Origin of the sequence: Bradyrhizobium sp. 134 (genome assembly GCF_023074155.1) — a bacterium.
In the GTDB taxonomy this organism is placed as follows: domain Bacteria; phylum Pseudomonadota; class Alphaproteobacteria; order Rhizobiales; family Xanthobacteraceae; genus Bradyrhizobium.
This window is the reverse complement of record NZ_JADPKX010000053.1, coordinates 190,734-205,610: the sequence shown is the minus strand read 5'-3', so window position 1 is coordinate 205,610 and position 14,877 is coordinate 190,734. Positions and strand designations below refer to the sequence as shown.

General features: G+C 64.3%; 14 protein-coding genes. 9 read left to right on the top strand and 5 right to left on the bottom strand.

The window, feature by feature from the left end:
- Positions 1-26 precede the first annotated feature (26 nt).
- From IVA75_RS21785 to IVA75_RS21775, 3 genes are all read left to right on the top strand, one after another.
- Positions 27-1,343 carry a homoserine dehydrogenase gene (locus tag IVA75_RS21785; protein ID WP_247286182.1) on the top strand — a complete coding sequence of 439 codons (1,317 nt, stop codon included), beginning with the start codon at positions 27-29 and terminating at the stop codon, positions 1,341-1,343.
- A 98-nt stretch (positions 1,344-1,441) separates the two neighbouring features.
- Complete coding sequence (glpX, locus tag IVA75_RS21780) at positions 1,442-2,443, top strand: class II fructose-bisphosphatase (RefSeq protein WP_007609885.1); 1,002 nt, start codon at positions 1,442-1,444, stop codon at positions 2,441-2,443.
- Positions 2,444-2,567: 124 nt separating this feature from the next.
- Entirely contained in the window at positions 2,568-3,287 is a 720-nt protein-coding gene (locus IVA75_RS21775) for a haloacid dehalogenase type II (RefSeq protein WP_247286180.1), read from the top strand.
- A 30-nt stretch (positions 3,288-3,317) separates the two neighbouring features.
- Here IVA75_RS21775 and IVA75_RS21770 read toward each other — a convergent pair whose 3' ends face one another.
- From IVA75_RS21770 to IVA75_RS21760, 3 genes are all read right to left on the bottom strand, one after another.
- Positions 3,318-5,027 carry a peroxidase family protein gene (locus tag IVA75_RS21770; protein WP_247286753.1) on the bottom strand — a complete coding sequence of 570 codons (1,710 nt, stop codon included), beginning with the start codon at positions 5,025-5,027 and terminating at the stop codon, positions 3,318-3,320.
- Positions 5,028-5,331: 304 nt separating this feature from the next.
- The gene (locus IVA75_RS21765; protein ID WP_027569886.1) at positions 5,332-6,303 is read right to left on the bottom strand and encodes an MBL fold metallo-hydrolase; all 972 of its coding nucleotides are present in this window, start codon (positions 6,301-6,303) and stop codon (positions 5,332-5,334) included.
- Between the two features lie 191 nt (positions 6,304-6,494).
- Positions 6,495-7,160 carry a GntR family transcriptional regulator gene (locus IVA75_RS21760; protein WP_247286179.1) on the bottom strand — a complete coding sequence of 222 codons (666 nt, stop codon included), beginning with the start codon at positions 7,158-7,160 and terminating at the stop codon, positions 6,495-6,497.
- Between the two features lie 116 nt (positions 7,161-7,276).
- Here IVA75_RS21760 and IVA75_RS21755 point away from each other — a divergent pair, with 116 nt between their 5' ends.
- The 6 genes from IVA75_RS21755 to IVA75_RS21730 all read left to right on the top strand — a co-directional run bounded on the left by IVA75_RS21755 (position 7,277) and on the right by IVA75_RS21730 (position 13,570).
- Positions 7,277-8,071 carry an enoyl-CoA hydratase/isomerase family protein gene (locus IVA75_RS21755; protein WP_027569888.1) on the top strand — a complete coding sequence of 265 codons (795 nt, stop codon included), beginning with the start codon at positions 7,277-7,279 and terminating at the stop codon, positions 8,069-8,071.
- A gap of 9 nt (positions 8,072-8,080) precedes the next feature.
- On the top strand, positions 8,081-9,340 hold the full coding sequence (locus tag IVA75_RS21750; protein WP_247286178.1) for a CoA transferase: 1,260 nt from the start codon (positions 8,081-8,083) through the stop codon (positions 9,338-9,340).
- Between the two features lie 46 nt (positions 9,341-9,386).
- Entirely contained in the window at positions 9,387-10,379 is a 993-nt protein-coding gene (locus IVA75_RS21745; protein WP_247286177.1) for a tripartite tricarboxylate transporter substrate-binding protein, read from the top strand.
- A 133-nt stretch (positions 10,380-10,512) separates the two neighbouring features.
- The gene (locus tag IVA75_RS21740) at positions 10,513-10,995 is read left to right on the top strand and encodes a tripartite tricarboxylate transporter TctB family protein (protein ID WP_247286176.1); all 483 of its coding nucleotides are present in this window, start codon (positions 10,513-10,515) and stop codon (positions 10,993-10,995) included.
- A gap of 11 nt (positions 10,996-11,006) precedes the next feature.
- Positions 11,007-12,569, top strand: a complete 1,563-nt coding sequence (locus IVA75_RS21735) for a tripartite tricarboxylate transporter permease (protein ID WP_247286175.1) — start codon at positions 11,007-11,009, stop codon at positions 12,567-12,569.
- On the top strand, positions 12,566-13,570 hold the full coding sequence (locus tag IVA75_RS21730) for a 4-hydroxythreonine-4-phosphate dehydrogenase PdxA (RefSeq protein WP_247286174.1): 1,005 nt from the start codon (positions 12,566-12,568) through the stop codon (positions 13,568-13,570). Before IVA75_RS21735 ends, IVA75_RS21730 begins: the two co-directional genes overlap by 4 nt.
- A 20-nt stretch (positions 13,571-13,590) precedes the next feature.
- Here IVA75_RS21730 and IVA75_RS21725 read toward each other — a convergent pair whose 3' ends face one another.
- Together IVA75_RS21725 and IVA75_RS21720 are read right to left on the bottom strand one after the other, a co-directional pair.
- Positions 13,591-14,007 (bottom strand): cupin domain-containing protein, encoded by a 417-nt coding sequence (locus tag IVA75_RS21725; RefSeq protein WP_027569894.1) that lies wholly within the window; start codon positions 14,005-14,007, stop codon positions 13,591-13,593.
- 10 nt (positions 14,008-14,017) lie between these two features.
- Positions 14,018-14,761 carry an SDR family oxidoreductase gene (locus IVA75_RS21720; protein WP_247286172.1) on the bottom strand — a complete coding sequence of 248 codons (744 nt, stop codon included), beginning with the start codon at positions 14,759-14,761 and terminating at the stop codon, positions 14,018-14,020.
- Positions 14,762-14,877 lie beyond the last annotated feature (116 nt).

Sequence of the window (14,877 nt, the reverse complement as noted above, 5' to 3'; positions counted from 1 at the left end):
CTCTTCCGCAGGTTTTCCAAGGCATCATGGTTGCACCCCTGAAAGTGGGCATAGCGGGGCTCGGCACCGTGGGCGCCGAAGTTGTCCGTCTGATTGAAACGCAGGCGCGCGTGCTTGCCGGCCGCAGCGGCCGCGGCATCCGGGTGGTCGCCGTCACCGCGCGCTCGAAGGCGAAGAAGCGCGGCGTCGATCTGCGCGGCATCGAATGGGTCAAGGATCCGCTTGCCCTCGCCACGCATCCCGGCATCGACTGCTTCGTCGAGCTGATGGGTGGCTCCGGCGATCCCGCGCTGGCGGCGGTGGAAGCCGCGCTGAACGCCGGCAAATCCGTGGTCACCGCCAACAAGGCGTTGCTGGCAAAGCACGGCCTCAAGCTGGCAAAGGCCGCCGAAAAGCACGGCGGCGCGCTGAATTTCGAGGCAGCTGTCGGCGCTGCGATCCCTGTCATCAAGACGTTACGCGAAGGTCTTGCCGGAACCGGCATCAACCGGGTCTACGGCATCCTCAACGGCACCTGCAATTACATCCTGACCCGGATGGAGCAGGAGGGCCTGTCCTTCGCCGAATGCCTGAAGGACGCGCAACGGCTCGGCTATGCCGAGGCCAATCCGTCCTTCGATGTCGACGGACACGATACCGCGCAAAAGCTCGCCATTCTCGCCAGCCTCGCTTTCGGCACGAAAGTTGCTCAAAGCGCGGTGTATGTCGAAGGTATCTCCTCCATCGCGCCGGAAGATCTCCGTGCCGCCGACGATCTTGGTTACCGGCTCAAGCTGCTCGGCGTCGCCGTTCGCACCGCCAAGGGCATCGAGCAGCGCGTCCATCCGACCATGGTTCCGAAATCCTCGTCGATCGCGCAGGTGATGGGTGTCACCAATGCGGTCACGATCGATGGCGAAGGCATCCCGCCGATCACGCTGGTCGGCCCCGGTGCGGGCGGCGCGGCGACCGCATCCGCCGTCGTGGCCGACATTGCCGACGTCGCGCGTGGCATCCGCGCCAATCCGTTCGGCCGGCCGATTTCGCAGCTGCGCGATACCAAGAAGGCGCCGATGGAGCGCCACGAGGGCGGCTACTATATCCGCCTTCTGGCCCGCGATTTCCCGGGCACCGCGGCTGCGATCGCGACGCGGCTCGCGGAGCAGAAGATTTCGATCGAGTCGATCGTGCAGCGCCATCCCAATGGCGGCGCTGCGCCGGCAGACGGGAAGGCGGTCCCGGTGCCCGTCATCCTCATCACCTATGCCACGCACGAGGACGCCGTGCGCCGCGCGCTCGCGGCCGTGCAGAAGGACAAGGTGATCAGCGGACGGCCGCAGGTGATACGGATCGAGAAGAACTGAGCATGCTTAAGCAAATGACACGGTTCGAACGAACTGTGGGTGTTACGAGTTGATGCGGCGGAGATGTCCGTCCAAAACTGTTTCGAAGGAGTGAGCCGATGTCGACCCATATTTCAGTCCCGCCGCAAGCATTGCTCGAGCGCATTCTCACGCTGGAGATCGTGCGGGTGACGGAGCGGGCGGCGGTGTCTTCGGCGCGTCTGCGCGGGCACGGCAACGAGAAGGCGGCCGATCAGGCCGCAGTGGATGCGATGCGGCGCGAGCTCAACAAGCTGCCGATCGAGGGAACCATCGTCATCGGCGAGGGCGAGCGCGACGAGGCGCCGATGCTCTTCATCGGCGAAAAGGTCGGCATGAACGCCGGCCCTCAGGTCGACATCGCCGTCGATCCGCTCGAAGGCACCACGCTGTGCGCCAAGAACATGCCAGGCTCGATCGCCACGATGGCGATGGCCGACGGCGGCACGCTGCTGCACGCCCCCGACGTCTACATGCAGAAGCTCGCGATCGGTCCCGGCTATGACAAGGGCGTCGTCGAGCTCGATGCGACGCCGGCCGAAAACGTCCGCCGCCTCGCCAAGGCCAAGGGCGTCAAGCCGGACGGCATCACCGTTCTCGTGCTCGACCGGCCGCGCCATGCCAGCATCATCGAGAGCGTGCGCTCGACCGGCGCCGCCGTGCGCCTGATCACCGACGGCGACGTCGCCGGCGTGATCCACTGCGCCGACCCTGATAATACCGGCGTCGACATGTATCTCGGCACCGGCGGCGCGCCGGAAGGCGTGCTCGCGGCCGTGGCGTTGCGCTGCATCGGCGGCCAGATGCAGTGCCGTCTCATCCTCGACTCCGACGAGAAGCGGGAGCGCGCCGCCAAGATGGGCGTCAACGATCCCAAGATGATCTACGGCATCGAGGACATGGCGCGCGGCGACTGCCTGTTCGCCGCCACCGGCGTCACCACGGGCTCGCTGCTGTCAGGCGTCAAATTCCGCAAGGACGGCGTGATCGAGACCGAGACGGTGGTGATGCGCTCCGTCACCGGCACCGTGCGCTACATCAAGGCCGAGCACCGCGAACTGGCGAAGTTCCATTTGGACTGATTTTCTCCGTCATTCCGGGGCTCGCAAAGCGAGAAGCCGGAATCTCGCGCCACAACTTTTGGATTCCAGGTTCGCGACTTCGTTGCGTCCCGGAATGACAACAAAAAAAATCAGGGGAGCGCCCATGTCTGATCTGTCCGTCGTCAAAGCGCTCGTCTTTGACGTGTTCGGCACCGTCGTCGACTGGCGCACCAGCCTGATCACGGACTTCATGTGGTGGGCGAAGGGCCGCGGCATCTCCGCCGACTGGACCGCACTGGTCGACGGCTGGCGCGGCATGTACATGGCTTCGATGGATGACGTGCGCAAACATCCCGAGCGCGGCTATGTCATGCTCGATGATCTGCATCGCCGCTCGCTGGAAAAGCTGGTCGCGCAATTTTCGATTCGAGGCCTGACCGAAGCCGATCTCGATCACCTCACCAAGGGGTGGCACCGGCTGCACCCGTGGCCCGACAGCGTCGCGGGCCTGACGCGGTTGAAGACGAAATTCGTGATCTCGCCGCTGTCGAACGGCAATGTCGCGCTGCTGACCAACATGGCGAAGTTCGCAGGGCTTCCCTGGGACCTCATCATGTCGGCCGAGCTGTTCGAGCACTACAAGCCCGATCCCGAAACCTATCTTGGCGCCGCGCGCCTGCTGTGCCTCAAGCCGGAAGAGGTGATGATGGTCGCCGCCCACAACGGCGATCTCGCCGCCGCGCAGAAGAACGGGCTGAAGACGGCCTTCGTGGCGCGGCCGACCGAATACGGTCCGCTCCAGAAAGTCGATTTCGAGGCCACCGGCAATTGGGACATCGTCGCCAGGGATTTTGTCGGAATCGCCGACAAGCTCGGGTGCTAGGGCGGCTGCGACTTTGCAGAGGGCCAAGGCTCAGCGTCGCAACACGTTCCACGGCGCGAAGGCGTTGTTGACACCCTCGAGCGCCGGTCCGAGTTGCGGCACATGCCGCAGCAGCACCGATTTCATTCCGTTGTTGTGGATCCAGTCCAAACCGAAATTGGTGTAGACTTCCGCCCGGTAGTCATCGGTGAAGAACCGGTCGCTCTTCAAACGCCGCGATGCCATCAGGATGAAAATGCGGAAGGCGGTATCGCTGAAGCCAAAACCATCCGGCAGGTCCTCGGCCAATAGTCCGACCATCAGATCAACGCGATCGACGTCGCCCTTGTAGATCGCGCGCATCTTCCCGGCCGCGCCGGGGATGCTGGTGATTTCCTCGAACGTCTTGACCCGCTTTTTGCCGACCAGTTCGCGGAACCGATTGTAGCGCGGCACGCCGCGCTCGCGATCACGCATAATGTCGATCGCCGCCACGTCGAGCAGCGGCTGGTCGTCTTTCGTGAACCGGCGCAGAAAGTTGGGATAATTGTGGAGGCGAATGGCGCCGGGATGAGCGGTGCCGAACGAGTACAGCAGGTCGACGAAGCCGTGAGTCTGCATGAACTCCCGGGAGGCGCGCCCCTGCATATTGACCAAGTCGCTAGGGGTAATCTCTGTGCTATCGAGCCGCCGTACATCCATCGTTTCGGGGATCAGCGGGTGCAGGCGGTACACGGCGGTGAATTCCTCGGTCATCGCATAGGGCGCGCTGTGCTGATCCGTCGGAGAGCCGATGATGCCAAAGGCGGCTTCGCTGTTCTTGCCGAGCACGGCGCGCAGCACCCGGCACGGGATCCCCGACCAGTTGGCGTGCATGCCGAAGTCCAGTGCGGGATGGCCGAGGATGCCTGGCGTCCATTCGAGGGTGTGGATCTTGGCGATCAGGGCCGCGTTGATCAGGCGAGCGCGCTGGAATAGCTCCTGGTCCTTCCAGGTCGGATACCGCGCCTTCAAGCCGTCGCAGATGACATTGTGCTCGCGTGCGAAGAGGTTGTGCAGCAGGCTGAGCCCCACCCACCAATTGTCGTTGAAGCCGGTGAGATCGGCGCCCGGATGCACCGGATCGGCTGGAAGCATCCCATCATTGCCGACCGCGATCTTCCCATCTGCCCGCGAACGGATCTGCATCTGCCTCGCGCGGTCGCTGCCGTAGATCTGTCCGGCATCCCACCAGTGCGAGTTGAGGTTGCGGAACGTGGGGGTCGCGCCGAGCCATCGTTCACGTGGCGTCTCGTCGCAAACGGTCCGACGGATCTTCATGCAGCCGTCGATCCGCTCATCCGCAGGCCATTCGTCGTTTGGCTTCAGCGGAATTTTGAACTCGTTTCCCGACTTGGGGGCCCCATGGCTGAACCAGTTATGGGTTTCGAACTGGATCCAGGCGGCGGCCAGCAGATTGAGGCTGGTCGCGGGAATGAATTCGCGGCGCGCCAGCAACTCCTCCGAGATCACGCGCGGACTGGGTTCGAGCAGGTCGTCCAGGCGGTCCGGCACGCATTCAGGCAGCGCGAAATTGCGTCCGAACCGGGCGCCAGCCATCCCCATGCGCGGATGGTCGAGGCTGTTGAACGAGCCGTCGGCGGAACGCCAGCGGTCATTGCCCGTGCTCCAGCGAGGCGATGTCGTGCCGTAGCCGGTATGGTGCAGATTGTGCTCCCGCAGCCGATCGCGGAACGCCGAGAGATTGGCAGCTCCGAGCAGCCTCGGCAGTTTGTCCCATCTGACAAAGAAGTTGATGGCCCGATAAACAACATCCGGGACCCATTGGAGCAGGCCACGATGGAAGACAAAACCATCGTTCTCGCGGGACATTGACGCTCCCAAACAAATTCACGTCAATAAACTCGATTTGCAATTAGTAGATGTAGTTCAATAACACCAAAATGTCCGCTTGCCAACGCCGCCGGAGACATTGCTGATTGCAGTTGCTTGCCGGTCAGCCGGACGGCGGCGATCGTTCGGATGGTCCGGGCGGCGCTTGCGCCACCCGGACCTGATCCGGCGATTACAACGTCATCTGCATCGGTTCGGGATAATAATGGAATCCTTCGCCGGCCTTGGCGACATGGCCATAGCCCGGCCAGGCGAAGTGATAGGACATCACGGGCACCTTGTTAGCCGCAAGCATGGTCAGCAGCTTGACCCGCGACTCGGCCGCCTGCTTCGGATCGGTGTCGTAGGAGAATTCCATCCGCGGCCGCTCCAGCAGCAGCACCGAATGATGCGAGAGGTCGCCCATGAAGGCGAAGGACTTGCCAGCCGACGAGACCATGAAGATGGTATGGCCGACGGTGTGACCGGGGGCCGAGATCGCCTGCACGCCCGGCAGGAATTCCTGGCCGTCCTTGAAGAACACGATGCGGTCGCGCACCGGCAGCAGGTTCTTGCGGGCGTGAACGACGAAATCCTTGGCGTCGCTGCCGAGCTTGCCTTCGTCGGTCCAGAAGTCGAAATCGGTCTGCGAGATGTAGATCTGCGCGTTCGGAAACAGCGGCTTGCCGCCGTCGTCCACGATGCCGCCGATGTGGTCGATATGGGCATGTGAGCAGACCACCGCATCGATGTCCCCGGGCTTGATGCCGGCCTCGGTCATGCTCTTCTGCTGCCGGCCGGTGGTGGCGCCGAACAGCTTGGAGCTGCCCATGCCGGTATCGAACAGGATGAGCTTGTCGCCGGTGTTGACGATCGGCGAGTTCTGTTCGAGCACGACATTGTCCGGCGACAGGAAATTGTCGGCGAGCATCTTCTTCACCTCTTCCTTGGGAACGCCGGTGAAGGTCCCGGAGGGGTCGCCGAGCGGAAGCGGTCCGTCGGAGACGATCGTGACTTCGGCATCGCCGAGAACGAAGCGGTGCCAGTAAGGCGTCTGGGTGCCGAGCTTGGGAGCGCGCGCCATCGCGCTGCTGCCGAGCATTGCGCTGGCACCAAGGCCAGCCCCGAGGGCAAACAAGGACCGACGTGAGACATCGATTGTCATGCGTTTCCTCCGCTTTTGTGTTTTGTTTTGCGCAATTGTTCGCGCGTTACCTTCGGCCTGCGCCGATCGCCTCGCATCAGCACGATCCGACCGACGCGGTCAAATGCAATCAATGATTGTGTCGCGATTGTGTCTCTTGACCGCGCGTTGTGGCGGGACTGCAGGTTTCTTTCTACGTCGCGAACGCCGTCTCACGCAATTCGCGGCACCAGCTCGCTTCCTTCCGTTTCGGCAAAGCCCGCCTGCAAAACCTCTTCGCGTTTGTGACGCAGATGCGCGCGCAGGATATGGGCGAGGCCGACGCCGTCGCGCCTCTGCAGTGCATTCAGGATGGCGTCATGCTCTTGCACTGCGACCGCCCAGCGCTCGGGCGTCATCGGCGTGACATAACGCGCGCGCCGGATGCGCGCGGTCACGGACGCATACAACCCCGCGAGCACCGGGTTGCCGGCCGCAGCGACGATGCCTTCGTGAATGGCGCGGTTGCCGCGATAGTACTGGATGAGGTCGCCATCACGATAATGCCGCACCATGTCCGCGTGCGCGGCGGCGATCGCAGCGATCTCGGCATCGGTGATGCGTTCGCAGGCGAGTTCGCCGGCGAGCGCCTCGAGACCCTGGCAGACCTCGAACAGGTCGCGCATGTCCTTGTCGGTCAGTTTTGCCGCACGCGAGCCACGGTGGGGCAGGAGCTGCACGAGCCCTTCGGCGGCGAGCACCTTGAGCGCCTCGCGTAGCGGCGTGCGCGATATCTGGAGCCGCTCGCACAGCTCACGCTCGGGAATCCGAGCGCCCGGCGGGATTTCGCCGTCGAGCAGGATGGCCCGGATGCGGCCGACGACTTCCTCATGAAGCATGGGTCTGGAGTCCATTTGAATGCAAAAATGAAGATATATGCGGATTAAGGCAAGTTCCAGCTTGTAAATCGACAATTTTGCATTCAAAAATGTAGAAAAGCAGAAGGACATGGGAAATGGACCAGCAGGTGGTGGCGGAAGACCTCGTTTTCGAGCGCCAGGACGGTATCGGGCGGATCACCTTCAATCGTCCGCAGGCCCGCAACGCCTTCACCTTCGCGATGTACGAGCGGCTTGCCGCGATCTGCGAGGAGATCAACGACGATCAGGCGATCAAGGTGCTGGTGCTGCGCGGGGCCGGCGACAAGGCGTTTGCCGCGGGCACCGACATCAATCAGTTCCGCGATTTCAAGTCGCCGCAGGACGCGGTCGACTACGAGAACCGCATCGATCGGGTGCTGACCACACTCGAACAGTGCCGCGTGCCGACGATCGCCGCGATCAATGGGTTCTGCACCGGCGGCGGCGCCGGCATTGCCGCGGCCTGCGACCTCCGCATCGGCACCCAAAGCGCGAAAATCGGCTTTCCCATTGCCCGCACGCTCGGCAATTGCCTGTCGATGTCCAATGTCAGTCGTCTCACCGCGCTGATCGGCGCTGCCCGTGTCAAGGATCTGATCTTCACCGCGCGCCTGGTCGACGCGACGGAGGCCGCCAGCGTCGGGCTGCTCGGCGAGATCGTCGAGGATCTCGCCGCGCTCGACCGGCGCGCCGATGAGGTTGCCCGGCTGCTCGCCAGCCACGCGCCGCTGACGCTGAATGCGACCAAGCAGGCCGTGGCGCGCCTGCAAAGGCGGCTGACGCCGGACGAGGGCGAAGACCTCATCCTGATGTGCTACACGAGCCAGGATTTTCGCGAAGGGCTCGATGCTTTCCTCACCAAGCGCGCGCCGCAATGGCGCGGCCAATAGGACGCCCCGATGCAAAGCGATCGCTCGCAATCAACCTCCGCCCGTTCGGGGCCGCTTGCCGGCCTCAAGGTCATCGACCTCACCCATGTCATGGCAGGGCCGACCTGCACCTTGATGCTGGCCGATATGGGCGCCGACGTGATCAAGATCGAGAAATCGCCGAACGGTGACGACACCCGCCATTCGGTGCCGCCGAAGATTGGCGACGAGGCGGCCTCGTTCCTGATGATGAACCGCAACAAGCGCGGCATCGTGCTGGATCTGAAGACCGATGGCGGCAAGCAGGTGTTGCGGCGGCTGATCGCGGGCGCCGACGTGCTGGTCGAGAACTTTGCGCCGGGCGCCATGGAGCGCCTCGGCTTCGGCTATGAAGACCTGCACAAGCAGCATCCGACGCTGATCTATTGCTCGCTGTCGGGCTTCGGCCGCACCGGACCCTACAAGCATCGCCGCGGCTTCGATCTGGTCGCCCAGGCCATGAGCGGCATCATGAGCTTTACCGGCGAACGTCCCGATGGTCCGCCCGTGAAATGCGGCCCGCCGCTGTCCGACATCACCGCCGGCCTGCTGGCGAGCATGGGCATCCTCGCGGCCTACACGCACCGTCTCAAGACCGGCGAAGGGCAGTGGGTGGAGACCTCGCTCTATGAGGCCGCGCTGGTGCAGACCTACTGGCAGTCGACCATCGCGCTCGCCGCGGGCACCGCGCCGCGCGCGATGGGCTCGGCCCATCCGCTCAACGCGCCGTATCAGGCCTTCGAGGCCTCGGACGGCTGGCTGGTGGTCGGCGGCGCCAACAAGAAGCACTGGCTGTTGATGCTGGAGGCGCTCGGTGCAAGCGAGCTTGCATCAGATCCGCGTTTCATCAACGGCGCCGACCGCATGGCCAATCTGAAGGAGCTCGAAGCCGTCCTGAGCGAGCGCTTCCGCACCCGGACGCGGGCGCACTGGCTGGCGGCACTGGACGAGAAGGGCGTGCCGTGCGGACCCGTGCACGACATGCTGGAGGCGCTCAGCGATCCGCAGACGCTGGCGCGCGAGATGGTCGTCGAGGTCGAGCATTCCACGCTCGGTCCGGTGAAGACGATCGGCTTGCCGGTCAAGTTTTCGGAGACCCCAGGCAAAGTGCGTACGGGCGCGCCGGTCTACGGTGAGCATACAAGCGAGGTGCTGGTCGAGCACGGGTTCGACCAGAAGCAGATCGAAGCGCTCGAAAAAGAAGGCGCAATCGTGCTGGCATCGGGAAGACGCGAGGAACGCGTCGCCTGACCGGACGTCGAAAAGAACAAGAGACAAAAATCAGCTGGAGGACATCATGGGTCGGACGTCAAAACTTCTGCTCTCCGCCGCCGCAACCGTGCTCGCCGGCACGGTGCCGGCGCTCAGCGCCTGGCAGCCGCAAAAGCCGATCGAGTTCGTGGCGACCGCCGGGCCCGGCGGCGGCACCGACAATCTCGCGCGCGCCGTGCAGAACATCATCACCAAGCACAAGCTGGTGGAGCAACCGATCGTCGTCGTCAACAAGGGCGGCGGCAGCGGAGCGGAAGGCTATGTCTACGGCAAGGCATCCGCCGGCGATCCCTACAAGGTGATCTTCGGCACGTCGAATGCCTGGCAGCAGCCGCTCGTCTCCAAGGTCGCCTTCAACTACACCGATCTCACTGCCATCGCGGCAATGGCGCAGGACGAGTTCCTGCTCTGGGTCAAGCAGGACGCGCCCTACAAGACGGCGGGCGACTATCTGAAGGCGGCCGCATCGGGCGAATTCAAGATGGGCGGCGCGCAGTCGAAGGATACCGACGAGGTGCTGACCCGCATGATCGAGAAGGCCGGCCACATCAAGCTGACCTACATCCCCTTCAAAAGCGGGGCCGAGACTGCCGTGCAGCTCGCCGGCGGACACCTCGACTCCCACGTCAACAATCCCAGCGAAAGCATCGGGCAATGGCGCGGTGGGACGCAACGGCCGCTTTGCGTTTTCAGCCCGAAGAGGCTGCCGCAGGGCGCCAAGGTCACCGCGACCGAAGGCTGGGGCGACGTTCCGACGTGCGTCGAGCAGGGTCTCGACATCAAGCAATATGAGCAGCCGCGGACGGTGTGGCTCCCCGGCAAGGTCACCCCGGACCAGGCCGCGTTCTATGTCGACCTGATGAAGAAGGTGCAGGCGACACCGGACTGGAAGGATTACATCGAGAAAACCTCCCAGGTCGACACGTTCCTGACCGGCGCCGATTTCGACAAGTTCATCAAGGAGGACCTCGAGCACGTCAAGCAGGTCGCGGGCGAGCAGGGCTGGTTGGTCAAGTGAGGCGGCGCAAGCCTCCAACCCCTCCGTCGTCCCGGCCTAGTGCGCAATTGCGCACTAGGCCGGGACGACACCGAGCGTTGGGGAACATGTGCGCCATAGCCGGCCATTGTACTTAGCCTGACCGGAGCCTCCCATGATATCGCGCCGCGCCCTCGAACTTGCGACCGCAATCCTCACCGGCAGCTTTGGTGTGGCCGTCGTTGTCTCCAGCCTCGATAACGGTATCGGCTGGTCGAGCGCGGGCGTGGACGCCGGCACGTTCCCGTTCCTGACCGGCATCATCATCATGCTTGGAAGTCTCTACAATCTGGTGCGCGGTTTGATGCCGGTTACGTCACTGGCGAACGTCCCCATCGCGATCACGTCGATTGAGTTGCGCCGTCTTGCCGGCCTGTTCGTGCCGGCGGCAATTTTTGTGGCTGCGATCCCGTTGGTCGGGATGTACGTCGCCTCAGCCCTGTACATCTTCGCGGTGCTGGCGATCCCCCGACAACAATCCGTGCCGCGCGCGCTTGGCATGGCGGCGGCGACGGCGCTCGCGCTCTACATCGTGTTCGAGCGCATGTTCCAGGTGAGCTTGCCGCACGGCGCGCTCGCCGCGGCCTTCGGCTTCTGACGGAGAGGCCGATGGACAATCTCCAGGAACTCCTTCACGGCTTTAGCATCGCGATCACGCTGCCGCATCTGGCGCTGATGGTGATCGGCGTGCTGCTCGGCATTCTCGTCGGCGTGCTACCCGGGCTGGGTGCTCCGAACGGGGTATCGCTGCTGCTGCCGCTGACCTTCGGCATGCAGCCGGTCTCCGCCATCATCCTGCTCTCCAGCATGTATTGGGGCGCGTTGTTCGGCGGATCCGTGACCTCGATCCTGTTCAACATCCCGGGCGAGCCGTCGTCTGTCGCCACCACCTTCGACGGCTACCCGATGGCGCGCGACGGCCGTCCGACCACGGCCCTCGCCACCGCCTTCGGCTCGGCGGCGTTCGGCGCGCTGATCGGCGTCATCCTCATCACCTTCCTCGCATCATGGGTGGCGCAGGTCGCACTCGCCTTCGGGCCGGCGGAATATTTCGCGGTCTATTTCCTGGCCTTCGCCAGCTTCGTCGGCATGGGCGGGGCGGCGCCGATCAAGACCGTCGTCGCGCTGGCGATCGGCTTCGCCATTGCCGCCATCGGCATCGACACCGTTTCCGGCAGCGTGCGTCTCACCATGGGCGTCGACGAACTGGTCAAGGGCGTGAACTTCGTTGTCGCGGTGATGGGGCTGTTCGGCATTGGCGAGCTGCTCGTCGCCGTCGAAGAGGAGTTTCATGCCCGCGCGGTCTCGTCGAAGATAGAGTGGCGCGAGGTATTTCGCGCGATCGGCCGCCTGCCGCGGCATAGTGTGGCACTGCTGCGCAGCGCGGCCATCGGATGCTGGATGGGGATCACGCCAGGCGGCCCGACCGCGGCATCCTTCATGAGCTACGGCATCGCCCGCCGCTTCTCGCGCCGCGGCCGATACTTCGGCACCGGAGAAGTCGAGGGCATCATCTCGCCGGAGACGGCCGATCATGCCGCCGGCACCAGCGCGCTTCTGCCCATGCTCTCGCTCGGCATTCCCGGCTCGGCCACTGCGGCCGTCATGATGGGCGGGCTGATGATCTGGGGCCTCAATCCCGGGCCGATGCTGTTCGTCGACCAGAAGGACTTCGTCTGGGGCCTGATTGCCTCGATGTACGTCGGCAACATCGTCGCCGTCGTGCTGGTGCTGCTGACCGTGCCGGTCTTCGCCGCCCTGATGCGGATTCCCTTCGTGATCATCGCGCCGCTGATCGTGATCATCTGCGTCGTCGGCGCCTATTCGGTGTCGAACTCCTATCTCGATGTCGTCATGATGCTCGGCTTCGGCATCGTCGGCTACCTCTTCAAGAAGCTGTTCTATCCGCTGGCGCCGCTCGTGCTCGCGATCGTCATCGGCGACAAGGCCGAGGATGCGTTTCGGCAGTCGATGCTGATGTCCAAGGGATCGCTCGGGATCTTCTTCGCCAACAAGCTCGTGACGTGCCTGATCGTGGCCGGCATCGCCCTGTTGCTGCTTCCGCTCGTGCTGCAGCTTGCGCGCGTGCTGCGCAAGCCTGCGCCGCCCGCTGACGAGATTTCAGCCCAAGAGAGAGCTCAACAGACCGCTCGGGAGAAAGTGATCATATGACCGCACAGCCGCTCATTGCATTGGCAATGGGAGATCCCGCCGGCATCAGCCCGGAATTGACCGCCAAGCTCGTGGTGCAGGACGACATCCGCGCCCGCAGCCGGATCGTCGTGATCGGCGACCGCCGCATCTTCGACGCGGGCGCGCGCATTGCCGGCGTCAAGCCGGAGCTGACAACAGTGGAGCAGGGGGCCGATCTGCGCCTGGCGGAGGGCGAAACGCTGTTCGTCGATCTCGGGCACCTTGATCCCAGCGACGTCCAACAGGGGGTCGCGAGCCTCGCCGGCGGCAGGTTCGCGCTTGCCAACTACAAGCAGGCGCTCGAGTTCGGCCGCGACGGCCGGGTCGATGCCGTCTGCTTCACGCCGTTCAACAAGCAGGCGATGCGGCTGGCCCGCGCCGAGTATGACGACGAGATCGCGTTCTCCGCGGAAGTGGTCGGGCTCAAAACCCCCGCAAGCGAGTTCAACGTGCTGGACCGGCTCTGGAACGCCCGCGTGACGTCCCATATCCCGCTCAAGGACGTCGCCGCGCGACTGTCCGGCGAACGCATCCATCGCGCGCTCAAGCTGACCGATGTGTGCATGCGCAATGCCGGCTTCGCCCGGCCGCGCATCGCGGTCGCCGGTCTCAATCCGCATGCCGGCGACGGCGGCAATTTCGGCCGTGAGGAGATCGATGTCATCGCGCCCGTGGTCGCGGCCGGCCAGCGGGAGGGCATTGCCGCCGAGGGGCCGTTCCCTGCCGACACGGTGTTCCTGCGCGCCAAGGGCGGCGCCTTCGATGCGGTGCTGACGATGTATCACGACCAGGGCCAGATCGCGATGAAGCTGATGGGTTTTGATCGCGGCGTGACGTTGCTCGGCGGCTTTCCGTTCCCGATCTGCACACCCGCCCACGGCACCGCCTACGACATCGCGGGCCAGGGCATTGCATCAATCGGTGCCAGCCGCGCCGCGGTGTTGCTCGCCGCGGAGATGGCCGCTCCGCGCGCCACCTGATTACACGCGATGACCTGGCGTTACTTCGCGACAGGCGTCACGAGCTCCTTGTCAGCAGTATCCACGACAAAGACCGCCAACAGCTTCGCGGGCTCGGTGTCGCTGGCATTGGCGCTGACGGCGTGGCGGTCGCCGGGCTTTTCAGAGAAGTTCTCTCCCTTGTGATAAACCTTGGCAGGCTCGTCATTGACCTGGCTGCGGATCGCTCCTTCCAGGATTGTGGCATAGATGAATGCGGAGCGCGGGTGCATGTGGGCGGGCGAGGAGCCTCCTGGGCCGTACTCGACCAGCACGCCCTTCATGCTCTTGCCGGGGACATTGGGCAGCGCCTGGTCGAACACGACGGTCACCTTGGCCGTGGGTGTCGCCGTCTCGGCGGCATGGGCCGTCAGGAATGATGCGGCATAAACAGCGGTTGCGATCAGCAATCTGCGCATGGGAGTCTCCTCAAAGTTTCGCGAGCCAGGTTGCGAGCGACGTTTTCCCGAGCCGCGCCTCGCCGAGAGGGTTCAGCGACGTGTCGTCGATGGGAGCGCCGTAGTACGGCGCCCTTGGGTCTCCCACCACCGGTCGAGCGTCGCCGGACGCCTTCAGGCGCCGTGCGATGAAGTCATTGAAGGGCGCCTTCTCAGGTCCTGCGATATCGATGGTGCCGTTGAGCGGCTGGCCCATTGCGACCTCCGCGAGGTGATCGGCCACGTCCTCGGCGGCGATCGGCTGAAACAATGCCGAGGGAACGACGATCCGGCCATCGGCCGCACCCATATCGCCGATGGCGCCGAGGAATTCGAAGAACTGGGTGGCGCGGACGATCGAGTAGGGGACCGGAGATGCCTTGACGATGGTCTCTTGCGCCAGCTTGGCCCGAAAATACGCGATGTCGGGCGAACGCTCGGTCCCGACGATCGAGAGCGCCACATGATGCTTCACGGCCGCAGCCGCCTCGGTCGCGGCGAGGTTCTTGCTCGAACGCTCGAAGAATTCGAGCACGGCGGCGGGCTCCCACGACGGCGCGTTGGCAACGTCGACCACGACATCCGCGCCCGCCAGCACTGCTGCGAGGCCTTCTCCGGTGACGGCGTTCACGCCCGATTTCGGCGAAGCCGCGACGGCGTCGTGGCCTTGTTGCTTGAGCTTCGCTACGAGCTTGGATCCGATCAACCCGGTCCCGCCGATCACGACGATCTTCATGGCATATCTCCTCGGGGCGTTGCGGGCGCGAGCGTTTCAGGGTCGACGGCGCGCGCGTCGCGAAAGCGATGAGGCGACTCTTACCGGGGAAATGGGGCAGGCTCTTGCCTGTAACC